This is a genomic window from Nonomuraea aurantiaca (genome assembly GCF_020215705.1).
Taxonomy (GTDB): Bacteria; Actinomycetota; Actinomycetes; order Streptosporangiales; family Streptosporangiaceae; genus Nonomuraea; species Nonomuraea aurantiaca.
In genome coordinates this window covers 131,195-157,038 of record NZ_JAIWNB010000026.1, presented here as the reverse complement: position 1 = coordinate 157,038, position 25,844 = coordinate 131,195, and the positions used below count along the sequence as shown (strand labels likewise).

The following is a 25,844-nucleotide window of genomic DNA, read 5'->3' as shown; positions in this document are numbered from 1 at the left end:
CGCCTCTTCATAGAAGTTTGGGTGTTGGGTCTGATTCTGCGATGAGCTCCACCCCTTGCGGAAGGGTGCGTTCATGACCGGCTTCGACGACGAAGGAGAGCAGGGTCGTACGGAAGGCCTGCGCCGCCCTCGTCGGCTCCACGTCCTTGCGGTGGGCCAGCGCGATGGTGCGGCTCAGCCCCGGTGGCGCCAGGGGAGTGCCGGTCAGCCCCGGCCGCCCGTCGAGCACCATGGACGGCACCACGGCCAGCCCCAGGCCCGCCTCCACGAACCGCAGGACGGCGTCCATCTCGCCGCCCTCCACCGCGAACCTGGGCTCGAACCCGGCCTGGCGGCAGGCCGCCAGCGTCGCCTCGCGCAGGTCGTAGCCGCGCCTGAACATCACCATCCCCCGGCCGCGCAGATCCTCCATGCGCAGGTACGGCTTGCGTTCCGGCCGGTGAGAGGGCGTCACCACGACCAGGTTCTCGCGCAGGATCTCCTCGGTCACCAGAGACGGGTCGTCGCCCTGCAGCGGCGTGATGATGAGGGACAGGTCGAGCTGCCCTCGGGCCAGCGCCCTGACCAGGTCGCGTGAGCCGTCCTCTTCAACCAGCAGCTCGATGCCCGGATAGGCGAGGTGGAAGCGGGCCAGGGCGTCGGCCAGCAGCCCCGCGCACAGGGACGGCGTGGCGCCGAGCCGGACCCGGCCCCTGCGCAGCCCGGCGAGCTCGGCCACCTCCTGCCGGGCGGTGCCGGCGTCGGCCAGCATGCGGCGGGCGAGCGGCAGCAGCGCCTCTCCCGCCGGGGTCAGCGTGACGTTGCCGCGCGCCCTGGAGAACAGCGGGGCGCCGAGGTCGCTCTCCAATGCCTTGATCTGCTTGCTGAGTGACGGCTGGGCGACCCGCATCCGTTCGGCGGCCTGGGTGAAGTGCCTCGTCTCCGCGACGGCGACGAAGTAGGCGAGCTGTTGCAGCTGCATGTGATTTTCCTCGCACCGGCTCGTGGGATTTCCTTACGCCGGCCGTACAAACCAAGCATCATAGCCGAAGGCTATGGAAACCAGGCCCGTCATGACTTGGACGGATCATGGCTGGATATCTAGCGTCGGAAGACGTGACAGCCACGATTGAGCGAGGCGCCGCTACCGCGCCAGTCTTGAAGCCCACGCCGAAAAAGCCGACCCCCAGCGGAAAGCGCGGCGGATTCCTGCGCTCTTCCAACGGCAAGAAGGCCGTCATGGCCGTCACGGGCGCCGCGATGGTGCTCTTCTTGATCCTCCACATGCTGGGCAACCTCAAGATCTTCCTCGGCAAGGACTCCTTCAACGAGTACGCCGAGGCGCTCCGCACGCTGCTGGAGCCGCTCGCGCCGTACCGGACGGTGCTGACGATCCTGGAAGCCGGCCTCGTCGTGGCGGTGGTCCTGCACATGTGGGCCGCGATCTCGCTGGCGCGGCGGGCCCACCACGCCCGGCCGGTGAAGTACGTGGCCAAGAAGTCGCAGGCCAAGGGCTACACCACGCACATCATGCGGTGGGGCGGCCTCACGATCGTGCTCTTCCTGGTCTGGCACCTGCTCGACCTGAGCTTCGGGGTGGTGAACCCCAAGGGGTACGACTCCGCGCCCGCCGACCGGATGATCGCCGGGTTCGACCTGTCGCGCTGGTGGGTGACGCTCTTCTACGTCGTGGCCGTCGTCATGGTCGGCCTGCACCTGCGGCACGGCATCTGGAGCATGTTCCAGACCCTCGGCTGGGCCACCCGTTTCAAGGCCCTTCGCCCGGTCGCGGCGCTGGTGTCCGCGGTCCTGGTCATCGGCTTCCTCGCGCCGCCGCTCGCCGTCACGTTCGGAGTGATCAAGTGAAGTACACCGAAGGCCCGGAGATCAAGGACGCCAAGGCCCCCTCGGGTCCCATCGAGGAGCGGTGGGAGAAGCGGAAGTTCGCCGCCAAGCTCGTCAACCCGGCCAACAAGCGCAAGCTCAACGTGATCGTGGTGGGCACCGGCCTGGCGGGCGGTTCCGCCGCCGCGACGCTGGGGGAGCTGGGCTACAACGTCAAGTCGTTCTGCTATCAGGACACGCCGCGCCGCGCGCACTCCATCGCCGCGCAGGGCGGGATCAACGCCGCGAAGAACTACCGCGGCGACGGTGACTCGATTTATCGCCTTTTCTACGACACGGTGAAGGGCGGTGACTTCCGGGCCCGCGAGTCGAACGTCTACCGCCTCGCCCAGGTCTCCGTGAACATCATCGACCAGGCTGTGGCCCAGGGCGTCCCGTTCGCCCGTGAGTACGGCGGGCTGCTGGACACCCGCTCGTTCGGCGGCGCGCAGGTGTCGCGTACGTTCTACGCGCGCGGCCAGACGGGCCAGCAGCTGCTGCTCGGCGCCTACCAGGCCCTGGAGCGGCAGATCGCGGCCGGGACCGTGGAGATGTTCACCCGGCACGAGATGCTCGACGTGATCGTCGCCGACGGCCGGGCGCGCGGGATCATCGTCCGCGACATGGTCACCGGGGAGATCGAGCGGCACGTGGCCGATGCCGTCGTGCTGGCCTCCGGCGGTTACGGGAACGTGTTCTTCCTGTCCACGAACGCCAAGGGGTGCAACACCACGGCGATCTGGCGGGCCCACGAGCGCGGCGCGTACTTCGCCAACCCCTGCTACACGCAGATCCACCCGACCTGCATCCCGGTGTCGGGCGAGTACCAGTCGAAGCTGACGCTGATGTCGGAGTCGCTGCGGAACGACGGCCGGGTGTGGGTGCCGCTCGTCGGCGGTGACTCCCGGGCTCCCGGCGACATCCCAGAAGACGAACGCGATTACTACCTGGAGCGGATTTATCCGGCTTTCGGGAACCTCGTCCCCCGGGACATCGCCTCCCGCGCCGCCAAGAACGTCTGCGACGAGGGTCGCGGCGTCGGACCCGGTGGGCTGGGGGTCTACCTGGACTTCGCCGACGCGATCAACCGTCTCGGCCGGGACGCCGTGGAGAAGAAGTACGGCAACCTCTTCGAGATGTACGAGCGCATCACGGGCGAGAACCCCTACGAGGCGCCGATGCGCATCTACCCGGCCGTCCACTACACCATGGGCGGTCTGTGGGTGGACTACGACCTGCAGTCCACGATCCCCGGGCTGTTCGTGATCGGCGAGGCCAACTTCTCCGACCACGGCGCCAACCGCCTCGGCGCCTCGGCGCTGATGCAGGGCCTGGCCGACGGCTACTTCGTGTTGCCGACCACGCTCGGCGACTATCTGGCGGCCGGGCCGTTCGGGGAGGTCTCCGAGGACGCCGTGGCCGAGGCCGAGATCAAGGTACGTACCAAGATCGACAGGCTGCTCGCGGTGAACGGCACGCGTACCCCCGACTCCTTCCACCGCGAGCTCGGCAAGCTCATGTGGGACTACTGCGGCATGGAGCGCACCGAGGAGTCACTGCGCAAGGCGCTGGAGCGCATTCCGGAGCTGCGCGAGGAGTTCTGGCGGGACGTCAAGGTCTCGGGCACCGCCGAGGAGCTGAACCAGGTCCTGGAGAAGGCCGGGCGGGTCGCGGACTTCTTCGACCTGGCCGAGCTCATGTGCCTCGACGCGCTGATCCGCACCGAGTCGTGCGGCGGCCACTTCCGCGCCGAGTCGCAGGACGCCGACGGCGAGGCCCTGCGCGATGACGAGCACTTCGCACACGTGTCGGCCTGGGAGTTCTCCGAGGACGGACCGGTGTTGCACAAGGAAGCGCTCGAGTACGAGTACGTCAAGATGACCCAGCGGAGCTACAAGTGAACTTGACTTTGAAGGTCTGGCGCCAGAGCGGCCCGTCAGCTCCCGGCAAGATGGCCACTTACCGGGTTGAAGACGTCTCCCCGGACATGTCCTTCCTGGAGATGCTCGACGTACTCAACGAGCGCCTCATCCTCTCGGGTGACGACCCGGTGGCCTTCGACCACGACTGCCGCGAGGGCATCTGCGGCATGTGCGGCATGGTCATCAACGGCGTCGCGCACGGCGAGCAGCGCGCCACCACCACCTGCCAGCTCCACATGCGGCACTTCGAGGACGGCGCCACCATCACCATCGAGCCGTGGCGCGCGGCACCGTTCCCGGTGGTGAAGGACCTGGTGGTGGACCGGTCGGCGTTCGACCGCATCATCCAGGCCGGCGGCTTCGTCTCGGTCCCGGCCGGCTCGGCGCCCGACGCCCACAGCATCCCGGTGCGCAAGGAGGACGCCGACGACGCCTTCGACGCCGCCACCTGCATCGGCTGCGGGGCCTGCGTGGCGGCCTGCCCGAACGGGTCGGCGTCGCTCTTCACGGCCGCGAAGATCACCCACCTCTCGCTGCTTCCCCAGGGCCAGCCGGAGCGGTTGACCCGCGCCAAGGCGATGGTGGACCAGATGGACGCGGAGGGGTTCGGCGGGTGCACGAACACGGGTGAATGCACCGCCGTGTGCCCCAAGGGCATTCCGCTGGACACCATCGCGCAGATGAACAGCGACTACCTCAAGGCGAACGCCAAGTAGGGGGCTGCGGGCCGTACGGGCTGAGTGGTTCTCGCTCTGTGCTTTGTACGGCCCGCCCGCCGTGAGACCCAGTGATGCCTGCGGGCTCGATCGAGCCGCACACCTTCGTCTGGGCCAGGCGTTGACGCCCGTCAAGGTGCGTCGGCCACCACCATGAACAGCGCGCAACTGGCCAGGAAGGGCCCGGAGCCGAGGTCGGCAGGGTCCTCCAGGTAGCCCGCCCGCACAGCCCTGGAGAGGGTGCGGCTCAGGCCGAAGAGCTGCTCGGCCGTCTCCAGGTCCCGGATCACCGGGCTGAACACCGTCGCCGTCCGTACGGTCAGTCCGGCCTGTTCGGCGAGGCGGGCGAGGCTCCGTCCGATGGCCGGGTTCCTGATCACCTCTGTGGTGATGTACCGGACGAGGCCCGGGCCTGCCGGTGAGTCGATGAGCAGGCCGTGCCAGTCGGGCTCGGCCATGGCGATGCCGGCGCCCGGCCGGGCCACGCGGCGGAACTCCGCCAGCACCCGCCCCGGGTCCGGCACGTGCTGCAGCATGCGGTCAGTGCGCGCCCGGTCGACGGTGCCGTCGTCGAGCGGCATCGCGTGGGCGTCGCCGACGCGGATCTCGACGTTGGTACGGTCGGCCAGCCGTAGCCGGGCCTGGTCCGCCATGGCCGGGTCGTGGTCGAGGCCGATCACCGTACCCGAAGGGGCCACGCCGTCGGAGAGGTCGGCCAGGTCGGTGCCGGGGCCGCAGCCTATGTCGAGCACGGTCTGGCCGGGCCGCAGGTCCATCATGGCCAGCAGGTCCCGCTTGTACGCGCGGCCGGGGGCGCTGGCGGCGAGCTGGTCCAGGTACGCGATGGTCGTCATGACCTTGAGCCAAGCAGGTCGGTGTGCGGTTTCCGGGGAGAGCGTGTCAAGATCCGGTGCACGGGCGTAGCGGTTTCCTCCAGCTCATAGGCGTCGGCCGATGGTGAGGCCGACGGACCAGTGGCGGACCAGCCGTCCGTCCGGGCGTGCGTCTGGGCGTGCGGCGAGGAGGCGGCGTACCTCACGGTAAAGGTGTTCCCGTTTGGCCGGCTCCATGGCGATGTGGCCGGAGAACGTGTCGAGCAGGGCGATGTATTCGTCTGTCGTGTAGCGCAAGGCCCACACGTAGAGTCTCGTCCCGACCACCGTGAAGTGTCCGGAGGCCGCAAATTCGGCGGCGATGGGGTCGGGCCGGTTCTCAGGCGGTGGCGGCGGCCACGGGCGGCCATCGCCTTCGCCGATCTCCTCGTAGACCTTCTGGATCTCGGTGAAGAACGGGTCGAAACCCGCTGGGAGTGCATGGTCGGCGTTCCACACCGCCAGATGGCCGCCCGGGGCGAGCAGCTCGGCTGCTTTCGCGTACTTGACCTCCGGGTCCACCCATTTCCACGCCGTGGCCGCGTAGGCGAGATCGAAACGGGCTCCTGCCGGCGGCTCCCAGTCTTCGAATGACGACGTGATCACGGAAACGTCGGCGAATTCAGCGAGGCGGTGCCGTGCTTCTGCCGCCAGAGCATCGCCGAGCTCGACCGCGGTGATCCGGAAGCCCATCCGTGCCAATGGCAGCGTGGCTTTGCCCGGACCGCATCCGATTTCGAGCAGGTGCGCGGGGGGCGTGATCGCGGTGATCGCCAGCAGGTCGGAATACAGCTCGGCCGGGTAGTCGGGGCGGGCGTCCTGATAGAAGTCGGCCGCGCGGTCGAAGGTGGCTCGCAGCCGAAGATCGCCGGACATACTCCCATCCTGACAGCGCAGCGACGCCGCTGTCACCGAAGCATCCAGCTCCGATCGAACGCCCCGCAGGTAGCCACGGGTCTACTCCGGCGCTCGGAGCCCGGGCGGTCAGGTCAACTGGTAGATCAGCAACGTGCCGTCTACGCGCCGGGCCAGAGCCCATAGCCGGGTGGTGCCCGGTACCGGGACGATGTCCACGAACCCCGCCCACCCCCCTTCTGCGGGCAATGTCGATTTGGTCATGCGGCCGCCGCGGAAGTTGAGCACGTACGACTGCGCATGGGCGGGGTTGGCGGCGATCCACACACCGCCGACCCGGTCGGCGCGGATGGCGGGCAGCCAGGTCTTGGCCAGCGGCAGGTTCAGCCATCTCCACGTAGTGCCGTCCCAGCGCACGACCATGCCGCGGTCGGGCACCTCGCAGGGCCCGGACCGCTCGAAGGCGCCCTGCGTCACCAGCCACACGTCGTCGTGGGCGCGGGCCGCCATGCCGTAGAAGCCGCCGGCGGGCGAAGAGGGGCAGCCAGGCGCGGAAGGCAGGGGAGCGGTGGCCCATCCGGAGCCGTCCCGCCGTATCACCGTGGTCGTTCCCGGGGGATGGATCACCGCCCACGCCTCGCCCCTGCCGGGGGCGGCGACGAGCGAGATCTGGTCAAGGTCGCCGTACGGGCTCGGCTTGCGGACCGGTTTCCATGAGCGGCCGTCCCAGTGGCTGAGTCCGGATCCGGAGTAGTCGTCCGGACCGCCGTGTTCGGAGACCCAGACATCGTCCTTGGCCCCGATGGCGACGAAACCACGGTCGTACCTGCTGGTCCATGGGCGGTACACCCACCGGCCGCCGGACAGCTGGAACGGGCGGTTCCCGGAGAACATCCACAGGTCGTCCCCTGCTGGGGAGGCGGCGAACTCCGCTTCGTAGGCGCTGACGCCCTTTGGCGGCACGGCGGTCCGCCAGGAGACGCCGTCCCAGCGGAGCATCGTCGAGGAAGTCTGCTGCCGGTCGTGCTGGAAGAGGGCCCAGGCCTGCCCCTGTCCTGTGGCACCTATCGTGCCGGTCCACCCTCGCACCGCGTACGTAAGCCGCCACGTGCCCGTCCATATCGCCTGTACGTCCGCTCCGCACACCGCCAGCAGGAGGACGAGGACGGTCACGAATTTCATGAAAGATCACGCTATCTCGCGCGAAGGGGCGCGGTCGGCGACGCGCTCGCGCTCCGGACGAACCTCAGCGTCCGGCACTTCTCGCGGATACAGGCCCGCGCCGAGCACGAGCGCCACCTGCGACGTGGGCATCGCGCCAGCCAGCCGGCGGTGTCGGCTCCGTCAGCAGGTGGGGGGACGCCCGCGCAGTATGTGGAGTCGGTCCGCGTCGACGCCGCCGCGCGACAACTCGTCCACACCGGCGGTTCCCGGGTTCGGGAGCGCCCGCGCCGAGTCGCAGAGTTGGTCCGGACGTTGCAAGATCTGTCGCAAGGTATGCCCGGAACGCGGTGATTGTCAGACTCGTTCAGTACCATCCGCGGGATGGAGATACCTTTTGTCCGGCTTGAGCCCTGGTCGCAGCGTGACCTGGAGTTGCTGCGCCGCCTCAACGCTCCTGAGATGACCGAGCACCTGGGCGGTCCCGAGACCGAGGAAGAGGTGGTCGGGCGGCACGAGCGCTATCTCAAGCTGGATGATCCGGGCTTGGGCGCCATGTTCAGCGTGGTCGTCGAGCCTGAGCTGGAGACGGTCGGCTCGATAGGCTTCTGGGAGCGCGAATGGCAGGGTGAGACCGTTTATGAGACGGGCTGGGGGATCTTGCCGGAGTTTCAGGGGCGGGGCATCGCTACGGCGGCTGCCATCGCCATCGCGACCAAGGCCCGGGCGGAGGGCAGGCACCGGCACCTGCACGCTTACCCGTCTGTGGAGCATCCGGCGTCCAACGCGATCTGCCGCAAGGCCGGGTTCACCTTCGTCGGGGAGGTCGACTTCGAGTACCCGGTCGGTCATCCGATGCGCTGCAACGACTGGCGACTGCGCCTGCTCTGACCGGCCGCCCACGCGCTCCGTGCGGCGGTGGCTCGTGGCGATGTCTGCCGCACGGATCGTCGGCGCCGCCCTGATGCCCGCCCGCAACGGCGTCAGGCTCGGCCGGTCCAGGAGGGGGCGACGACTGGCGGCTGCGCTGACCTTGATGTCACGTTGTGCTGGTCCAGGAGGCGGTGATGTCGAGGCGCTCGCGCCACAGTTTCTCGCCGTCGCCGCCCGGCTCCCACCGGCCGGTGAAGTCGAGCAGGGCACGGCAGCGCGCCACCATGGCGGCCTGAAGGTCCGGCCAGGACGGCACCGGGCCGCCGTAGGCGTCGAAGAAGGACGGCAGGCCCGGTACGTGCTCCGGGTGGTGCATGCGCACGATCCACTCGCACCACGCGAGGTCCTCGATCGGCTCGCCCGGGTGCGCCCACTCCCAATCGAGGATCGCCGCCGTCTCGAACGTGGCCGGGTCGAACAGCAGGTTCTGCGGCCCGTAATCACCGTGCACGATCCCCAGCCTGTGGATGCGGGCCAGCGTCTTCCCGCATCCGGCGAGGACCTCGGTCACGCGGCCCTCGTCGAGCAGATCCTGGCCGTGCGCCCCGCGTACGTAGCGGGTGGTCACGCTCGTCGGGGTCACCCGGTGTACGGCGGGCACAGGCAGCCGCCCGCGCAGTCGGCGCAGGAACCTGCTCTCGGTCTTGAGGCGGATCGCCGCGTCAGGGCCTTCGTAACACTTGACGACCCATGTGTCGTCGCCGACCGTGCTGTTGGTGTACCCGTGCTTCACAGGGACCGATTCTGGCCTACCGAGAAGATCCCCGGAATCACCTGAGTCACCCTCGATACACGGTGTAAGACCGGGTCGGCGGTAGAATGGCAGGGAAACCGCAGGCACCGGGCGGCTGAACGGCAAAAGCACGACGAAGTGTCAGCCCGATGTGAAGATGCGTCCTGTAAAGCGCTTCGGCGTGTCCCCGCTGCGCGCTTCCTGCTCCCGCGCTAGTGGTCGGGCGCAAGGATGATCCGGCGGCAAGCAACCGTCCGCCCGGATGGGCAGGCGACCGGACCGCCGTGGCAGGATCGCTGTGGCCGGACCGGCTGGACTGGAGCCGGCCGCTGTGGCCGGACCGTCTGCGCCCGATCACCGTGGCCGGACCGCTGTGGGCAGGCTGTTGTGGCTCGACCGTTGTGGCGGGATCGCCTCCGTCGGAGCGTTGTGGCGGGACGTCTTCGCCGGAGTGTCTCCGCCCGACTGCCTCGCCCGACTGCCTCGCCTGGCCGCCGTGGCACGACCGCTGTGGCCGGAGTGCCTCCGCCGAAACGCCTTAGCGGAACGCCTTCGCCGGGAGGGCCTTGACCGGGACGCCGATCTGGCGAGGGTCCGGCGATCCAAGTCGGTGCGGTTCACCGCGGGCAGGTCGTACACGGGCATCAGGCCGCCAAGACGACGGACCGGTGGATCTGGGCGGTCGGCGCCGTGGCGGGGTTCGGGTCGGGAAACGGGTGGGTCTGGTCAGTGAGTACCGGTGTGGTGCTCAGGTCGGGAAGTGGTGGATCTGGGCGGTCGGCGCCGTCGTGGTGTCCGAGTCGGAAAATGGTTTGCCGGGTCAGCCGGCGCCTTGTCAACCTTGATGAGCTATGCGATCCCTTCCAGAAGCCGAGTTCGGCATGCCCGACATCCGCAGCCCGTTCCGGTACCTGTGGTGGAACGCGCGTGTCCAGGCCCTGTCCCTGCTGGGCGGCATCGGCTTCGCCACCGCCTGGTGGCTGTTGCAGGCGCTGGTCCCCGCCGTGCTCGGCAAAGGCATCGACGCCGTCACGGCCAAGGACACCGACGCGTTGCTGACCTGGTCAGCGATCATGCTCGTGATCGGCATACTGCAGGCGTTCACCGGGATCATGCGGCACCGGATGGCGGTCTACAACTGGCTGGCCGCCGCCTACCGCACCGTACAAGTGACCGCCAGGCAGGCCGCGCGGCTCGGTGCCACGCTGCCCAAGCGGGTCTCGACCGGCGAGGTCGTCAGCGTCGGTAACTCCGATATCTCCCACATCGGCAACTCGATGGAGATCCTGCCGCGTGGCGCCGGCTCCGTCGTGGCGATCATCGCGGTCACCGTGATCCTCATCTCCACTTCGCTGCCGTTGGGCCTGCTGGTGATGTTCGGTGTGCCGCTGATGGCCGTCGCGATCGGGCCGTTGCTCAAGCCCCTGCACCGGCGGCAGAAGACCCAGCGCGACCTGATGGGCGAGCTGTCCACCAGGTCGGCCGACATCGTGGCGGGCCTGCGGGTGCTGCGCGGCATCGGTGGCGAGCAGGTGTTCGCCGCGCGCTACCGCGAGGAGTCCCAGCGTGTACGGGACGCGGGCGTCAACGTGTCCAGGGTCGAATCGGTGCTCGAAGGCGCGCAGATCCTGCTGCCCGGAGTGCTCATCGCGGTCGTCACCGGGATAGGCGCGTCGTTCGCCATCGGCGGTGAGATCACCGCAGGGCAGCTCGTCGCCTTCTACGGCTACGCGGTCTTCCTGATCGGCCCGATGCGTACGCTCACCGAGCTCGCCGACAAGCTGACCAAGGGCCATGTGGCCGCCCGCCGCGTGGTGCGCATCCTGTCCATCGAGCCGGAGGTGTCAGGGGGCATCGGCACCAGTGCGGGCGGTGTGCTGCGCGACTCCTACAGCGGCGTCACCGTCCAGCCGGGCGTCCTGACCGCGATCGCGGCCGCTCTGCCGGAGGACGCCATCGCCATCGCCGACCGGCTGGGCCGCTACGCCGACGGCGACGTCACCTTCGGCGGGGCCGACCTGGCGACGCTGCCGATGGCCGAGATCCGTGCGCGCATCCTGGTCGCCGACAACGCCGCCCGCCTGTTCACCGGCAGGCTCCGCGACGAGCTCGACGTCCGTGGCGACTCTTCCGGCGAGCGGGTGGAGCAGGCGTTGTACGCCGCCTGCGCCGAGGACATCATCGAGGCCCTGCCCGACGGGCTGGACGCCCTGGTGGCCGAGGCGGGCCGGGAGTTCTCCGGCGGGCAGCAGCAGCGGCTCCGGCTGGTCAGGGCACTGCTCGCCGATCCGGAGGTGCTCATCCTGGTCGAGCCGACCAGCGCCGTGGACGCCCACAGCGAGGCCCGCATCGGTGAGCGGCTGGCCAAGGCCCGCGTCGGCAAGACCACGCTGGTCTGCACCACCAGCCCGCTGGTGCTCGACCGCACCGACCACGTGATCTACGTCGAGAACGGCAGGGTGCTCGCCGAAGGCACGCACCGCGACCTGCTGGCGACCTCGCCGGAATACACCACGACCGTGACGAGAGGGGAGGACTGACGATGGCCCGCGAGATCCTGCCGGTCGCCGACCAGAGACAGGTGCGCGCCTACGCCAGGCGGCTGACGCTCAAATATCCGCGTCGGCTCACCGTCGTGCTGGCCCTGCACGGGCTCGCGGCGATCGTGGGCCTGGCCGTGCCCTGGCAACTCGGCAATCTGGTGCAGAACGTGCAGGACGGCGGTCACGTCAACGTGCTGCTCCTCGCCGTCGGCATCGGCGCGTTCCTGTTCGGGCAGGGCGCTCTGGTGCGTTACGCGGTGCTCGCCTCCTCCAAGCTCGGCGAGAAGGTCCTCGCCGAGCTGCGTGAGGAGTTCGTCGACCGGGTGCTCGGCCTGCCGCTGTCGACGGTAGAGCGGGCCGGCTCCGGCGACCTGATCACCAGGACCTCCCGCGACGTCGACTCCCTCTCCCATACCGTCCGGCACGCCGTGCCCGAGACACTGATCGCGATCGTCACTTTCACGATCACCGTGGGCGCGATGGTGCTGGTCAGCCCGCTGCTCATGCTGCCGATGCTGATCGCGGCGCCACTGCTCTGGATCTCCACCCGCTGGTACCTCAACCGCGCCCGCGACGGCTACCTGCGCGAGAACGCCGCCTACGCGGACATGACCGAGGGACTGGCCGAGACCGTCGAGGGCGCCAGGGCCGTGGAGGCGCTCGGCCTCCAGCGGCGGCGGGAGGCGCGGACCGCGAACGACATCCGCGGCTCGTTCGCCGCCGAACGCTACACGCTGTGGCTGCGCACGATCTGGTATCCCGCCGTCGAGCTGGGCTATGTGATCCCGGTCGTCTCGACCCTGCTCATCGGCGGCCTGTTCTACACCAACGGCTGGGTGTCGCTGGCCCAGGTGACCGCCGCCACCCTGTACGCGCAGCAGCTCATCGACCCGCTCGACCGGTTTCTCATGTGGATCGAGGAGTTGCAGGTGGGCGGGGCCGCCATGGCCCGGCTGCTCGGCGTGGCGAACGTGCCCGACGACCGGACCGCCTCCACCGCCCGGCCCACGGGCGAACTGCTGGAGGCAGACGACGTCCGCTATGCCTACCGCGAGGGCCGCGACGTGCTGCACGGTGTGTCGCTGACCGTCCGGCCGGGGGAGCGGCTGGCCATGGTCGGCCCTTCGGGCGCGGGTAAGTCGACGCTCGGCAGGCTGCTGGCAGGCATCCACGGCCCGCGTACGGGCGCGGTGTCGGTGGGCGGTGTGCCCCTGGTCGATCTGCCCCTCGACGACCTGCGCGGCCACGTCGCGCTGGTCACCCAGGAGCACCACGTCTTCAAGGGCACGCTCCGCGACAACCTGCTGATCGCCCGCCCGGACGCCGACGACGCCGCCGTGCGCGCGGCCCTCGCGGCGGTCGACTCGCTCGACTGGGTGCTCGCCCTGCCCGACGGACTCGACACGGTCGTCGGATCCGGCGGGCTGGCCGTCTCTCCTGCCCACGCCCAGCAGCTGGCGCTGGCCCGCCTGGTGCTGGCGGACCCGCACACGCTGGTGCTGGACGAGGCCACCTCGCTCATCGACCCCCGGGCCGCCCGGCACCTGGAGCGGTCGCTGGCGGCGGTGCTCGACGGTCGCACGGTGATCGCCATCGCCCACCGCCTCTACACGGCACACGACGCGGACCGGGTGGCGGTGGTCGAGGACGGACGGATCAGCGAGCTCGGGTCGCACGATGAGCTGGTGGCGGAGGGCGGCTCGTACGCGGCTCTGTGGAGTAGCTGGCACGGGACTCCGGCCACCACCCACTCCGTCGCCACCGACAAGTCGGCAGAGTGGCTGGCACAGCACTCCTGACCACCCGCTCCCGGTCACCGACACTTGATGACTCACTTCTGGTCGCTGGCTCTTGGTGACCGGGTCGTGGCCGCCGACTCGCTGGGTCCCGACGGTCGGCTCCTGGTCGCCGACCCTGGGCTGCCAGGTCTCACCGGCTCTCACTGGCTCTCGGTCACCAGCTCTTGGTCACCGGATCCTGCTGGGCCGCTCTTGGGCCGTCGATGAGGCGGCTTCCGGGGGCGGTCAGCACTTCGTCTCAGGGGACGGCAAAGTGCGGTCCGTCAAGTAGCGGAACATGTGGTTGCGGGCGCACTCGTTGGAAGCGAAGAGCGTGTGTCCTGGGCCCTCGTGGCGGATGGTGGCGCTGCCCGGTACCTGCGTAAGGATCCGGGCGACCGCGTCGGACTCGCGCCAGGCACCAGCGCCGAGCATCGGCGGCAGGCCCTTGGGGAGGGGTGCGGGCGGATTGGTCACCGGCACCGGCCAGCCGATGCAGCCGAGTGTGCCCGTCGCCAGAGTGTTGGCCGCTCCCGCGTTGGGGGCGATCTTGCGGAGCCGGGCGATTACCTTGTCGAGCTCGGCGCGGCCGGAGGGGCGCGGCCAGTCGGTGCATTCGGTGACGCCGGTCGACTGGTCGGGGTAACGGGAGCCGCGGGCGGGGACGAAGTCGGAGGCGTCGCCGCGCACGGCCTTGCGGAGGGCCTCCGCCAGCTTGGGATAGCTGTCGGGGCCCTGGTAGGCGAACCCCAGGGCGAGGGATTGCAGGTCGCGGCCCGTATAGGCGATGCCTGCCGACTTGGCGGGGACCGGGGAGCGGTCGGCCTTGGCGACCAGGCCGCGCCACTGGGCGGACAGCTCTCGGCACTTGCCGGCGCCGGCGCACCAGGTGAAGAAGCGGGCGAAGGACGTCTCGTTGTCCTTGGCCATGTTGACCATGTCGGTGGTCCAGTCGGTGCCGCTGTGGCTGATCGTGCCGTCGATCACCATGGTGCGCACCTGGCCGGGGAAGAGCCGGGCGTAGTCCTGCGCGTAGATCCCGGCGTAGGAGGCGCCGTAGAAGTTGAGCTTGGCGTCGCCCAGGGCCTTTCTGATGGCCTCCATGTCTCTGGCGTGGTCGGCCGAGCTCATGTTGGCGAACAGCTCGGGGTCCTTGTTGCGGCAGGCCTCCGCGTAGCCGCGGTTGGTGTCGGAGAGCCGTCCGAAGTCGGCGTCGTCTTTCGGGAAATCGGGCAGCGGTATGCGGGTCCAGGTGCAGGCCAGCCCGGTGCTGAGGCCACTGAACTGCGCGCCGTAGCCGCGGGTGTCCCAGGTGATGACGTCCATCCGTTCGCGCAGCTTGGCCCAGAGGTCCGCGAAGGTCTGGGTCAAGGCGATGCCGGGGCCCCCGGGGCCGCCGTAGGCCACCAGGACCGACCCTTCGGAGGAGGAACCGGTGGCCTTCAGCCGGCCCAGCTTGAGGGTGATCTTGCGGCCGTCGGGTTTATGCCAATCGGCGGGAACCTGGAGGTCGGCGCAGGTCATCCCGGCCTTGTCATTGGGGCAGGCGGCCCAGTCGAGGGTGGCCGCCTGCTGGGACTGGGCGCTCGAGCCGAGGAGGGCGATGGCGATGGAGATGGAGATGTGCTTGAGCATGCGCACGACGATCCCGCAGAGGGGGTGCTGGGCGCATCGGACCAGGGGCTGGTCTGGAGGGAGGCGGATCAGCCCGTGGTATGTCATGCCACGGGCTGATGCCACCTGAGACGCGGCCCACCCCGAGTGGTCGCCCGACGAGCGGCACCTACAGAGCGGCGTCAGCCCGCGGTCCCGCTCTGGGCGGTCGTCCGTGGTGCGGGGAGTCAGGCCACGGCCCGCCCCAGGCGGTCACACGCCCAGGGACCTCTTCAGGAACTCCACCTGCAGCAGCAGCAAGTTCTCCGCCACGACCTCCTGCGGCGTCATATGGGTGACGCCCGACAGCGGGAGCACGCTGTGCTGCCGCCCCGCCGCCAGCAGCGCCGACGACAAGCGAAGCGTGTGCGCGGCCACGACGTTGTCGTCGGCCAGCCCGTGGATCAGCAGCAGCGGCCGCTCCAGCTTGGCCGCGTCGCCGAACAGCGAGGAGTTGTCGTACACGTCAGCCTGCTCGTCCGGATGCCCCAGGTAGCGCTCGGTGTAACACGTGTCGTACAACCGCCAGTCCGTCACCGGCGCCCCCGCCACCGCGGCGTGGAACACGTCGGGCCGGCGCAGCACGGCCAGGGCCGCCAGGAAGCCGCCGAACGACCAGCCCCTGATGGCCACCTTCGTCAGGTCGAGGTCGTCGGGGTATTGCTCGGCCACTCCCTGCAGGGCGTCGATCTGGTCCTCCAGCGGGGGCGTGGCCAGGTCGTTCAGCACGGCGCGTTCGAAGGCGGGGCCCCTGCCCGGGGTGCCGCGGCCGTCGGCCACGATGACGGCGAAGCCCTGCTCGGCGAACCACTGGCTCTCCAGATACCCGCCGCGACGGTTGAGCACCCGCTGCGCGTGCGGCCCGCCGTACGGATCCATCAGGACCGGCAGCTTCCGCGAGCCCTGCTCGTGCCAGGAGGGCAGCACCACGGCGGTGGCGAGTTCGCGGCGGCCGGAGCGGCCGAGTGAGACCCGCAGGTCGAGGCCGGGGCGCTCGGCCAGCGACGGGATCGGGATGGCCATGCCGTCACGCCGTACGACCGTGGTGGACACACCCTCGGCGTCGAGGCTCTGCTCGGTCAGTACGCCGACGCCGCCGGACATCCGCCCAGAGAACACGCCGGAGCGGGTCGACACGGGCAGCAGCGAGTGGCCGTCCCAGGTCCACAACTGGATCTCGGTGGGGTCGCCGCTCGCGCTGAACAGCACGCTGTCGTGGTCGACGTCGAGCACCGCGCGTACTTGCAGGGTGGGCGGGGTGACGGCGCGGTCACCCACGAACAGGCGATTGCCGCCGCCGTCGGCGGCCACCCAGACCAGCGAGCCGTCGTCGAGATGGGCGGGCACGCCGGTGACGACGTCGACCCAGGCCGGATCGGTGTCCTCGCGGACCAGCGTGGAACCGCCGGTCGCCGGATCGATCGCGAACAGGCGCAGCCTCTTCTGATCACGCGACATGGTCACGATCGACAGCGCATGGGAGCTCCAGGCGGCCGTCGTGAGGTATTCGTCCTCGTACGGCACCGCCACGCGCGACCCGTCGACTCCGAGCACGAACAACTGGGTCACCGCGTTGGGCGTGCCGGCGGCCGGATAGCGCTGGGCCGTCGCGGGCCGGTCCGGGTTGGCCGGGTCGGCGATGTGCCAGGTGTGGACCGGAGCCTCGTCGGCCCGTTCGACCAGGAGCGCGTCGCTCGACGGCGACCACCAGTGGCCGCGCATCCGGTCCATCTCCTCGGCGGCGATGAACTCGGCCAGGCCGTACGTGACCGTCGGCGACTCGGGCTCCGCGAGGGCGCGGTCGTCACCTGTCGCGAGGTCGTGCACCCGGAGGGCGCCCCCGCTGACGTACGCGACCCGATGGCCGTCGGGGGAGATGCGGGGGTCGATGACCGCACCCGGCGTCTCCAGCCGCCGGGTGCCGCCGTCGGGCAGGTCGGTGACGTACAGGCCGCCGGCCAGTGCGAAGGCGACCCTGGTCACCGAGGAGTCGGTGCTGTAGCCGACCACGCCGCCCGCCTGCTCGCGGCTGCGCTCGCGCCGGGCGCGCTCCTCGGGCGGGAGGTCGCCGTCGTCGGCGTCGAGCGTGCGCGGGTCGACCACGAGGCGCTCGACGTGAGTCTCGGTGTCGAGTTCCCACAGGCACGTCACCGGGTCGGTGCCGGACTTCGTCCGCAGGAACACGACTTTGCCGCCGTCGGGGGAGATCGTGAAGCCCCTGGGCACTCCGAGGGTGAACCTGCGGGTCCTGGCCGACAGGCGCGGGAAGCTCTCACTCATGCCCTAATCCTGCCAGTACGCTCGAACGCATGACTGACCGACGGCTGCTGCTGGTGCACGCCCACCCCGACGACGAGTCGATCGGCACCGGCGCGACGATGGCCAAGTACGCGGCGGAAGGCGCGCACGTCACGCTCGTGACCTGCACGCTCGGTGAGGAGGGGGAGGTCATCCCCCAGGAGCTCGCCCACCTGGCCGCCGACCGCGACGACACGCTGGGCACGCACCGCATCGCCGAACTCGCGATGGCCTGCAAGGCCCTCGGCGTCGAGGACCACCGCTTCCTTGGCGCACCGGGCCGCTGGCGCGATTCGGGCATGATGGGCGTCGCCTCCAATGACCGGCCCAGCGCGTTCTGGCAGGCCGACCTCGACGAGGCGGCGGGCGAGCTGGTCAAGGTCATCCGCGAGGTACGGCCCCAGGTCCTGGTCACATATGACGACAACGGCTTCTATGGGCACCCCGACCACATCCAGGCACATCGCGTTTCGCGGCGGGCGTACGAACTCGCCGCCGACCCACGCTTCGGCGAGGGCGCGCCGTGGCGGATCACGAAGTTCTACCACACGGCCGTCGCCAGGTCGGTGATGCGCCGTACGACCGAGGCGCTGCGCGCGGCCGACGTCGGCTTCCTGGTCGAGGACGTGGACGACATGCCGTTCGCCAGCCCCGACGAGGTGATCACCACGGAGATCGACGCGCGGCCGTGGGTCGGCAACAAGCTGGACGCCATGCGCGCGCACGCCACGCAGATCAGTGTGGCCGACCCGTGGTTCGCGCTGTCGAACAACATCGGCCAGGAGGCGCTGGGCGTCGAGCACTACATCCTGGCGCTCGGCACGCCCGGCCAAGCGATCCCCGGCGCGCCGATCGAGGCGGGCGGGCTGGGAGCGCCGCACACCCGCGAGAATGATCTCTTCGCGGGCATCCACTGACCTCGCGGACGGTCTCTTGACGGACGGCCTCTTGGGGGGCGGTCACCGGCCTCGCGAATGATCTCTTCGCGGGCATCCACTAACCTCGTTCCTCATGGAGCAACGCAGCCCGGCCGAGTCGGCGTTGGGTGGGGCCGCCTACGGCATGCTGTTCATGTTGGGGCTGGTCATGGGCATCGTGGGCGGGTTCACGCAGGCGATCTGGCACGTCGGTCCGCTGCCGTTCGTCGGGCTGATCCCGGGTTCGGCGATCGGCTGGCTGCTCGCGCTCTTCGGGGTCTGTCTCGGGGCGGGCAAGCTCATGGGTTCGCGCCTCGGGGTGTCGGTGACGGCGCTCGGGTGGCTCCTGGTGTCCATGCCGTTCTCGCTCAAGCTGTCGCAGGGCGACCTGGTGATCTCCGGTAACGGCCCCGCCGGGTTCGTCTACCTCTATGGGGGCATGGCGGCGGTGCTCGTGGCCTTCTGGCTGGCGCCCTCGTCGGGCGGCGGCTCCTGGTTGTTGCATGGCCAGCAGCCAAGGAACCCGACTTAGAGGCATAAAGTAGCGATCGTGCACCATGGTTCCGCAGAGCAGCACGTTGATCGGGACATCTACCGCAAGGTGGTCGGGCGGTTCGCCACTGGAGTCGCGATCGTCACGACCAGGCTCGACGGGATCGATCACGCGATGACCGTGAACTCGTTCACGTCCGTGTCACTGGACCCGCTGCTCGTCCTGTTCTGCGCGGAAAAGGTGGCCCGGTTCCACGACGCCGTGATGGAGGCGGGTGTGTGGGGGGTGTCGGTGCTGCCTGCGTCCATGGAGGACGCGTCGCGGTTCTTCGCGCATCGGGGGCGGGAGCTCGACGGGCAACTGGCACGCTGGGCGCACCATCGAGGCGAATCGGGCGTGGCGCTCTTCACCGACGCCGTGGCGACGCTGGAGGCCCGGACGACCTCCGTCCATGAGGGCGGCGACCACTCGATCGTGGTGGGTGGGGTTACTGCGCTCGGCGCGCGCGCCGACGACCGTCCGCTGCTCTACCACCAGGGCCGCTACAAGACCTTATGAGCATGGAGGCAGCTGCGTCGCCGACTTGTTTTGGGATCTTTTACGGCAGGCCCGGTGGGCCCCACCCGCCGCACGGGGTCGGGCTCTGTCCAGGGGCACGCTCCTCCGGTGGAGGTCGCTGGACGCCGTGACGTGCGCATTCTTGACCCCGGCCGTAGTCATGTGTGGGCCGGTGCCCCTATGCGACGGGCACTGTCGGCTCTTCGGGGGAATGCGGCTCCTACGGGCGGAATGTAGGTGCTGCGGGTGAAACGTGGGTCCTGCAGGGCCCTGTATGTCCGGACGAGCCCGATGAGCCCCGTGTGCCTGTGCGCGTGTGCCCGCGCGTGCGGCCACGTGCTCGTGCGCCTGGGCGCCTATGTGCCTGTGTGCCACGGTGGCCGCCGACCCGGCCCCGGATGGGGAGCTGGGTCGGCGGGGCCGGGGTTATTGGGCCTCGGGAACGGGGGTTGTGTTCGCTGGCGCCGGTGTTTCGGACGCTGTGTCCGTTGGCGTCGGTGTTTCCGCCGTGGGGGTCCCCGACGGCGTTTCCGCCGCTGCCGGGCACGTGGGGACCGGCTCCGCGGCGGACTCGGTCGATGTCACCGTCTCGGACGCTGTGTTCGGTGGCGTCTCGGGCGTTGCCTGAGACGCCGTGTCCGACGCCGTGACCGATGGGGTCGGGGTCGGGGTGGGTTCCGGGGTTACCGAGGTGGTCGGGGGTTCTGGGGTTGTCGGGGTCTCGGTGGGGGCCAACGGTTCTGCGGTGTTGGGCTGGCAGGTGAAGGTGACCGTTGCGGTGACCGTGGCCGCTGGGGCGGCTTCAGTGACCGTGACCGTGGCCTGCTGGGTGACCGTGGTGGTCGCCGTGGCAGTTTCGGTCACAGTCGCGGTCGCCGTATTGGTTACCGAATCACTGGTGCCAGGGGTGCCGGTGATCGTCGCCGTTGGGGTGGCTGTCACGGTGCGGGTGGGCCAGGGCAGGACCTTGACCTTGATGCCGGGTTTGCCCTTGGCCTTGTAGCTGCCCTTGCCGATCTTCTTGCTGATCTGGCCGGCGCCGGTGGTCACGGGGAGGTCGGTGGCCGTCGTCTTGCAGGACTTGGCCTTGCAGACCTTCTGTTTCACACTGAACCTGGCCGCTCCGTCGTACTTGATGGAGACATCCAGATACGAGACGCCCTTCTTCTTGACGACCTTTGTCTTCGCGGTGTACTTCCCGACTTCAGGGGTGGGGGTCGTCGTCGGGGCGGCGGCGGGTAACGCCACTTCTACGCGGAGAGGAGGGCCAGTGGAATTGAGGGGATCGGACGCTGACGTCTGGGTGATCGCGACTCCGCCGGCTCCGGCCAAGGCCATGGTGCCGACCAGCGCGCCCACAATGGTGAATCTCATAATCCTGCTCTTGGGGGAGATTTCAGGACGCGGATCATTATTCCGTCTTGTCAAGATTGGTCAAGGCTGAAACGCATGAACAGGCGCTATCGGTTCCGGCGGGCGGTGAACTACGTCAACCTCTCCACCCCGCTCGGTCTGCTGATCTCCGTCGTAGGCGGTGCCACGAGGCAGGGTGGGCCCAACGGCCTCGTCCTCGCGTTCGGCTACCGCTACCGCTTCCCCATCGCCGGGGCCTTCACCGTCGGAAATGTGGTCCTGACCAGGCGCGACTCGCTCGAAGACCAACTCATCCGGCACGAGGGGCGGCACGCCACCCAGTGGGCCTGCTGCGCCGGCCTGCCGATGCTCCCGCTCTACTTGGTGGCCATGCTCGTGTCCGTAGTGGTCTGCGGGCACCAGGCCTCGTACAACGTCTTCGAACGGCTGGCCGGACTCGACGACGGCGGATACCCACGCGCACCCCTCTGGTGGAGGAGGGGGGCGGGTCGGGGTGGGCCGGGGTGACCCGTTTACGCCTCTGGTGGGGAAGCGGCGCAGGTCGCGAACGGTCCGCGTGACTGATCCGCTACGTAGGGCAGAGCGACGCGTATGACGCAGACGATCGAAGTCCCGCACTGGCCGGACAGCTTCAAAGACCGCCTCACCGCCCCCCTCCCCGAGTTTCGTGAGCTGCTGAGCGTCACCTGGCACGGCGCGTTCCGTCCGGACATCGGTGACGCCGATCAGATTCCGGTGCTGCGCAACGGCGGTCTTCCTCGGGCCGCCACCGGCGAGACCATGGTCACCTGGGTGGGTCACTCCACATTCGTACTGCAGATCAGAGGGCTGACGATCCTGACCGATCCGGTGTGGTCGCGCAGGATTCCCGGTGTACGGCAGCGGCTGACGCCTCCGGGTGTCGCCTGGAGCGACCTGCCGAGGATCGACGCCGTGGTGATCAGCCACAACCACTACGACCACCTCGACGCGCCCACCATGCGCAAGCTGCCGAGGGACACGCCCATCCTCGTGCCCGCGCGGCTGAAGCCCTGGTTCGACCGGCGCGGCTTCACCCGGGTGACGGAGCTGGACTGGTGGGAGTCCACGTCGATCGACGGTGTCACGTTCGACTTCGTACCCGCCCACCACTGGAGTCGGCGGACCGTCTGGGACACGTGCAAGACGCTTTGGGGTGGGTGGGTGATCGACCGCTCGGTCTACTTCGCGGGCGACACCGGCTACGGAGACCGGCTGGCGCAGATCGGGGACAGGTTCGGTGGGCTGGACCTGGCGCTCATGCCGGTGGGCGCGTACGAGCCGAACTGGTTCATGAAGGCCGCGCACGTCAACCCCGAGGAGGCGGTGCAGGGGTGTCTGGACGTCGGGGCGCGGCGGATGGCCACCATGCACTGGGGCACGTTTGTGCTGTCGGGGGAGCCGCTGCTGGCGCCGATCGAGGCGGCACGGTCAGCCTGGCGCGCCCAGAGCTTGCCACGAGAGGGTCTGTGGGATCTGGCTATCGGGGAGTCACGCTCCTTCGTCTCCTGATGTGGGGGAGATACGTGCCCAGAGCCAGGGCGCCGATGGCCAGGCCTGAGATCGCGCCCGCGCAGAGCACCGAGGCGGTTGACGGGCTGACGATGGTGATGTCGAAGAGGGCCAGGGCCGAGACGATCGCGGAGACGGTGATGTACGTCCAGATCGCCAGTCGTACGACACGCAGGCGGGTCTGCTCGGACGGGTGGGTGCGGGAGAGGAGCCAGGCCAGGGCGGGCAGGAGCAGCACACCGTGCATGAGGATGGCGTGGGCGGGTTTGAGCGAGCCGGCCACCGTGTAGGCGAGCTGCTGGGAGCCGGTCATGGCCTCGACCACTCCGCGGGCGATCATGATGCCCCCGAAGGCCATCGCCGCCAGGAACGTGCCTAACCCGGCCTGGACGGCCAGCCGCATGCTGGGCGATCCGGCCAAACGCCCGCCAACCGACCCGGCCAACTGCACGATGAGAGACCCGCCGGGATCCGTGCTGGGCGGCTCGCCGGTATCCGGGTGTGACGGGCGGAAGGCGGAGATGGTCATGAAGATTGCTATGGCGATCAGGGTGAAGCCGCCGGCGGCCAGTGTTCTGGCGATGAGCGAGTCCACGTCGGTGGACATGTTGAAGTGCGAGGGGACGCCGCGCCACGCCTGCACGCTGATGAGCGCGACCTCCACGACCGAGGCCACGGCGAAGACGCCAAGGAGGACGTTGCGCCTGCGTAGCCGGATGAACTGTGACACCCAGGTGAGCGAAAGCACGCTCAACCCGAACGAGACCCCGAACGTGAACGGTTTGCGCCACGACACAGGGCCGTCCCACGGGCCACCGTCGAGCACGAGCACGCCCAGGTGGACGAGCCCGGAGACGATCAGCAGCAGTCCGATCAGGTACCAGAGGCGAGTCATGTTCGCCATGGTGATGTGGAGGAGGGGCTGCGGGCGTCAGCCCAGGGTCTTGATTCCGCATACAGCTGTGGTCGTAGCTGCCAGGTCAGGGGATGAAGCACAGAGGCTAAGGAGCGCCCCACCAGATCAGGGCGTAAGGGGCAAAGGTCAGGGAGCGCCCCGGCAGGTCACTGTCAGGGGGTGAGGCGCAAGGTGTGGGCGGCGGCCTTCTTGACGGTTGCAGGTTTCGAATACATCGGGAGCAATTGTCCCTTTGCCCACAGCGGCGCCTGGTCCCAGTAGTTGTCGTGGAACGCGTGCCCCGAAGCCCCCGTCAGGTTGATCCACTCAGACTTGTCCAGATCGCCCAGATCGACGATCATCCGCATCGACGGCACCGACGTCACCGTGTAGTCGCGCTGCGCGTTCCAGCCAGTGGCGTTCGGGGCGTCCTTGCTGCCCGGCACCTCGAACGGGCCCCGGTTGAAGAGTGCCTCGATGGGTGCGATGCCCGATGTGCCGAGCGAGCCGTTGGTGAGCGTCAACTGGTGCAGGTCGCCCCAGCGCCAGGCCGTGACGTCCGTGCCTAGCCGGTCGGACACCTCCTGATAGGCCGAGGCCAGCGCCTGCTGGACGATGTCGTCGCGGGTCTCGGTACGGCCCTTGGTCGTGGTGTCGTCCCAGAACGGGTCGTCGGGGCTTTCGAGCAGCCGCTTGATGACCTCGTACCAGCGATCCCCGCCGTTCGGCCTGGCACCGGCGGGCAGGTCGTCGTCGAACGTCAGCTTGAGCAGCTGCCGCCAGACCGCGTTGAAGTACGCCGCGGGAGCCGAGTCGACGCCCTGTGAGCCGTCCCAGTCCTTCAGCAACTGCCTGGCCTGTACGGCCGGACCCGCCAGAGGCACCCGCATCAGGGCGGGGACCAGGGTCTTGGCCAGGCCGTTCTGGGTGTCCTGCTGGATCTTGGACATGGTCGCGGCGTCGACCTTGCCCTTCGCGATCTCCTGGTTGAGCCGGTCGATGATGCGCTGGGAACGATAGCCGTACGCCCAGTCCTTGGTCAGCAGCGGCCGGTAATGCCTCGGGTCGATGACGGCGTTGTTGGCCGTCACGATGTAGCCGTCGGCGGGATCCTCCATGGAGGGCAACTGGTCGTAGGGGATGGGGGCGGTGCGCCAGTCGTACTCGCCGGTCCAGCCGGGCACCGGCCACGTGCCGTCGCCCTTCTCGCGTACGGGGATGCGGCCGGGCGCCTGGTAGCCGATGTGGCCCTCGGTGTCGGCGTACACCAGGTTCTGCGCGGGCACGTCGAAGAGCGCGGCCGCGGCGCGGAACTCCTGCCAGTCGGTGGCCGCGTTCAGCGCGAAGATCGCGTCGACCGTGGTGCCGGGCGTCAGAGCGGTCCACTGGAGGGCCACCGCGTTCGCGCCGTCGCTCGGTTTGACGTCGCCCATCACCTCGTTGATCAATGGGCCGTGCCGGGTGCTCCTGACGTCCAGGGTGACCGTGGCGCCACCGGCCACCTTGATCTTCTCCTGTCTGGTCTCCAGCTTCACCGACTCGCCCTTGTACAGGTACGTGTCGCCCTTCACCCGCTCCAGGAACAGGTCGGCCACGTCGGGGCCCAGGTTGGTGAAGCCCCAGGCGATCTTGTCGGTGTGGCCGATGACCACGCCGGGAACGCCGGAGAAGCTGAATCCGGTCACGTCATAGGAGCAGGACTCCGTGATCTTCCGGCAGTGCAGCCCGACCTGGTACCAGACGGACGGCATCTGCGCCGACAGGTGCGGGTCGTTCGCCAGCAAGGGTTTGCCGCTGGCCGTGTGCTCGCCGGAGACCACCCACGAGTTCGACCCGATGCCCTCGCGGTCCGCGGCGCTCATCGTGCCGGGCACCGCGTCCAGCGCCTTCGCGGCCTGGGCCAGCGCCCTGGCCGCGCCCTGCCCGCGCGGAGTGGTGCCATCCGTCGAGGTGCCGCGTGCGGGCAGCCGGCCGCGGTCGTCGAAGCGGTCGTCGGCGATCGTGCCCTGGGTGACGATCGGCATATGGCTGTCGTACGGGTAATCCGGGTACAGCTGCTCGACCCGGTCCCGAGGCAGCTTCGTCAGCGCCAGAGCGCGGTCGATCTCGTCTTCCATGTTGGAACGCAGGTCCCAGGCCATGGCCTTGAGCCAGGCGACCGAGTCGAGCGCGGTCCATGGCTCGGGTTTGTAGGACCCGTTCTGCACCTTGAGCACCGAGTATTCGAGGCTCCGGTCGGAGGCGTTGGGGTTGGCCTGGAGCCAGGAGTTGACGCCCTTGGCGTACGCGTCGAGGTAGCGGCGGGTGCTTTCACCCAGCTCGGGCAGCTCCTGCTCGGCCACCTTGCGCCAGCCCATGGTCCGGATGGCCTTGTCGTTGTCGAGCGTCGCCTTGCCGAACAGCTCCGACAGCCGCCCCGAGGTCACATGCCGCCGGAAGTCCATCTCCCAGAACCGGTCTTGCGCGTGGACGAACCCCTGCGCCATGAACAGATCCTCGGCCGTGTCCGCGTAGATCTGCGGAATTCCCGCTTTATCACGATAAATCTCCACATTCCCGGTTAAACCGGGCAGGCGTACGGCTCCGTCCACCTGAGGGAACGACTGTCGCACCGTGTGCACGAGCACCCCGGCGAGCACCAGCGCGAGGACGAGGACCACGGTCAGTGCCCGCGCCACCCACCGGAACGGCCAGGGCATCCAGGCGTAGGGCCGCAACCTCACGAAGACCTCCATCTCTCGCGCAGCCCC

22 protein-coding genes are annotated in these 25,844 nt (G+C 69.2%); 11 read left to right on the top strand and 11 right to left on the bottom strand.

Annotation, left to right across the window (positions count from 1 at the left end):
• Nucleotides 1-7 precede the first annotated feature (7 nt).
• Nucleotides 8-961: a LysR family transcriptional regulator gene (locus LDL49_RS43280; protein WP_225300737.1), complete on the bottom strand. Its 954-nt coding sequence runs from the start codon at nucleotides 959-961 to the stop codon at nucleotides 8-10.
• Between the two features lie 176 nt (nucleotides 962-1,137).
• Between LDL49_RS43280 and LDL49_RS43275 the strand changes: the two genes are divergently transcribed.
• The 3 genes from LDL49_RS43275 to LDL49_RS43265 are packed head-to-tail and all read left to right on the top strand — an operon-like array spanning nucleotide 1,138 to nucleotide 4,501.
• Nucleotides 1,138-1,845 (top strand): succinate dehydrogenase cytochrome b subunit, encoded by a 708-nt coding sequence (locus LDL49_RS43275; protein WP_225300736.1) that lies wholly within the window; start codon nucleotides 1,138-1,140, stop codon nucleotides 1,843-1,845.
• Nucleotides 1,842-3,764 (top strand): fumarate reductase/succinate dehydrogenase flavoprotein subunit, encoded by a 1,923-nt coding sequence (locus LDL49_RS43270; RefSeq protein ID WP_225300735.1) that lies wholly within the window; start codon nucleotides 1,842-1,844, stop codon nucleotides 3,762-3,764. Before LDL49_RS43275 ends, LDL49_RS43270 begins: the two co-directional genes overlap by 4 nt.
• Nucleotides 3,761-4,501, top strand: coding sequence for a succinate dehydrogenase/fumarate reductase iron-sulfur subunit (locus LDL49_RS43265; RefSeq protein ID WP_225300734.1), 741 nt, complete (start codon nucleotides 3,761-3,763; stop codon nucleotides 4,499-4,501). Before LDL49_RS43270 ends, LDL49_RS43265 begins: the two co-directional genes overlap by 4 nt.
• Nucleotides 4,502-4,632: 131 nt before the next feature.
• Here the strand turns inward: LDL49_RS43265 and LDL49_RS43260 are convergent, their stop codons facing one another.
• The 4 genes from LDL49_RS43260 to LDL49_RS57595 all read right to left on the bottom strand — a co-directional run bounded on the left by LDL49_RS43260 (nucleotide 4,633) and on the right by LDL49_RS57595 (nucleotide 7,542).
• Entirely contained in the window at nucleotides 4,633-5,355 is a 723-nt protein-coding gene (locus LDL49_RS43260; protein WP_225300733.1) for a methyltransferase domain-containing protein, read from the bottom strand.
• Between the two features lie 84 nt (nucleotides 5,356-5,439).
• Entirely contained in the window at nucleotides 5,440-6,249 is an 810-nt protein-coding gene (locus LDL49_RS43255) for a class I SAM-dependent methyltransferase (protein ID WP_225300732.1), read from the bottom strand.
• Between the two features lie 108 nt (nucleotides 6,250-6,357).
• Nucleotides 6,358-7,410 carry a hypothetical protein gene (locus LDL49_RS43250; RefSeq protein ID WP_225300731.1) on the bottom strand — a complete coding sequence of 351 codons (1,053 nt, stop codon included), beginning with the start codon at nucleotides 7,408-7,410 and terminating at the stop codon, nucleotides 6,358-6,360.
• Between the two features lie 6 nt (nucleotides 7,411-7,416).
• Nucleotides 7,417-7,542 carry a hypothetical protein gene (locus LDL49_RS57595; RefSeq protein ID WP_263656232.1) on the bottom strand — a complete coding sequence of 42 codons (126 nt, stop codon included), beginning with the start codon at nucleotides 7,540-7,542 and terminating at the stop codon, nucleotides 7,417-7,419.
• Nucleotides 7,543-7,773: 231 nt separating this feature from the next.
• Between LDL49_RS57595 and LDL49_RS43245 the strand changes: the two genes are divergently transcribed.
• Nucleotides 7,774-8,280 carry a GNAT family N-acetyltransferase gene (locus tag LDL49_RS43245; protein WP_225300730.1) on the top strand — a complete coding sequence of 169 codons (507 nt, stop codon included), beginning with the start codon at nucleotides 7,774-7,776 and terminating at the stop codon, nucleotides 8,278-8,280.
• Nucleotides 8,281-8,428: 148 nt separating this feature from the next.
• Here LDL49_RS43245 and LDL49_RS43240 read toward each other — a convergent pair whose 3' ends face one another.
• Nucleotides 8,429-9,055: a phosphotransferase gene (locus LDL49_RS43240; protein WP_225300729.1), complete on the bottom strand. Its 627-nt coding sequence runs from the start codon at nucleotides 9,053-9,055 to the stop codon at nucleotides 8,429-8,431.
• A gap of 851 nt (nucleotides 9,056-9,906) precedes the next feature.
• On the opposite strand from LDL49_RS43240, the gene LDL49_RS43235 reads away from it, so the two are divergent.
• Entirely contained in the window at nucleotides 9,907-11,595 is a 1,689-nt protein-coding gene (locus LDL49_RS43235) for an ABC transporter ATP-binding protein (protein WP_225300728.1), read from the top strand.
• 2 nt (nucleotides 11,596-11,597) lie between these two features.
• Nucleotides 11,598-13,397, top strand: a complete 1,800-nt coding sequence (locus LDL49_RS43230; RefSeq protein WP_225300727.1) for an ABC transporter ATP-binding protein — start codon at nucleotides 11,598-11,600, stop codon at nucleotides 13,395-13,397.
• A 225-nt stretch (nucleotides 13,398-13,622) separates the two neighbouring features.
• Here LDL49_RS43230 and LDL49_RS43225 read toward each other — a convergent pair whose 3' ends face one another.
• Complete coding sequence (locus LDL49_RS43225) at nucleotides 13,623-15,011, bottom strand: alpha/beta fold hydrolase (protein WP_225300726.1); 1,389 nt, start codon at nucleotides 15,009-15,011, stop codon at nucleotides 13,623-13,625.
• Between the two features lie 231 nt (nucleotides 15,012-15,242).
• On the bottom strand, nucleotides 15,243-17,309 hold the full coding sequence (locus LDL49_RS43220; RefSeq protein ID WP_225300725.1) for a S9 family peptidase: 2,067 nt from the start codon (nucleotides 17,307-17,309) through the stop codon (nucleotides 15,243-15,245).
• A 29-nt stretch (nucleotides 17,310-17,338) separates the two neighbouring features.
• Here LDL49_RS43220 and mshB point away from each other — a divergent pair, with 29 nt between their 5' ends.
• The 3 genes from mshB (at nucleotide 17,339) to LDL49_RS43205 (ending at nucleotide 19,295) form a co-directional block, all read left to right on the top strand.
• Nucleotides 17,339-18,244 (top strand): N-acetyl-1-D-myo-inositol-2-amino-2-deoxy-alpha-D-glucopyranoside deacetylase, encoded by a 906-nt coding sequence (gene mshB / locus LDL49_RS43215; RefSeq protein ID WP_225300724.1) that lies wholly within the window; start codon nucleotides 17,339-17,341, stop codon nucleotides 18,242-18,244.
• Between the two features lie 94 nt (nucleotides 18,245-18,338).
• Nucleotides 18,339-18,776, top strand: coding sequence for a DUF6113 family protein (locus LDL49_RS43210; protein ID WP_225300723.1), 438 nt, complete (start codon nucleotides 18,339-18,341; stop codon nucleotides 18,774-18,776).
• Nucleotides 18,777-18,794: 18 nt separating this feature from the next.
• The gene (locus LDL49_RS43205; RefSeq protein ID WP_225300722.1) at nucleotides 18,795-19,295 is read left to right on the top strand and encodes a flavin reductase family protein; all 501 of its coding nucleotides are present in this window, start codon (nucleotides 18,795-18,797) and stop codon (nucleotides 19,293-19,295) included.
• A gap of 426 nt (nucleotides 19,296-19,721) precedes the next feature.
• On the opposite strand, the gene LDL49_RS43200 is transcribed toward LDL49_RS43205, so the two are convergent.
• Entirely contained in the window at nucleotides 19,722-20,654 is a 933-nt protein-coding gene (locus LDL49_RS43200) for a hypothetical protein (protein ID WP_225300721.1), read from the bottom strand.
• A gap of 90 nt (nucleotides 20,655-20,744) precedes the next feature.
• On the opposite strand from LDL49_RS43200, the gene LDL49_RS43195 reads away from it, so the two are divergent.
• Both LDL49_RS43195 and LDL49_RS43190 read left to right on the top strand, forming a co-directional pair.
• Nucleotides 20,745-21,176, top strand: coding sequence for a hypothetical protein (locus LDL49_RS43195; protein ID WP_225300720.1), 432 nt, complete (start codon nucleotides 20,745-20,747; stop codon nucleotides 21,174-21,176).
• Nucleotides 21,177-21,260: 84 nt separating this feature from the next.
• Nucleotides 21,261-22,199, top strand: coding sequence for an MBL fold metallo-hydrolase (locus LDL49_RS43190; RefSeq protein ID WP_225300719.1), 939 nt, complete (start codon nucleotides 21,261-21,263; stop codon nucleotides 22,197-22,199).
• Here LDL49_RS43190 and LDL49_RS43185 read toward each other — a convergent pair.
• Together LDL49_RS43185 and LDL49_RS43180 are read right to left on the bottom strand one after the other, a co-directional pair.
• Nucleotides 22,168-23,094: a hypothetical protein gene (locus tag LDL49_RS43185; RefSeq protein ID WP_225300718.1), complete on the bottom strand. Its 927-nt coding sequence runs from the start codon at nucleotides 23,092-23,094 to the stop codon at nucleotides 22,168-22,170. The genes LDL49_RS43190 and LDL49_RS43185 overlap by 32 nt on opposite strands.
• Nucleotides 23,095-23,267: 173 nt before the next feature.
• On the bottom strand, nucleotides 23,268-25,793 hold the full coding sequence (locus tag LDL49_RS43180) for a penicillin acylase family protein (RefSeq protein WP_263656269.1): 2,526 nt from the start codon (nucleotides 25,791-25,793) through the stop codon (nucleotides 23,268-23,270).
• Nucleotides 25,794-25,844 lie beyond the last annotated feature (51 nt).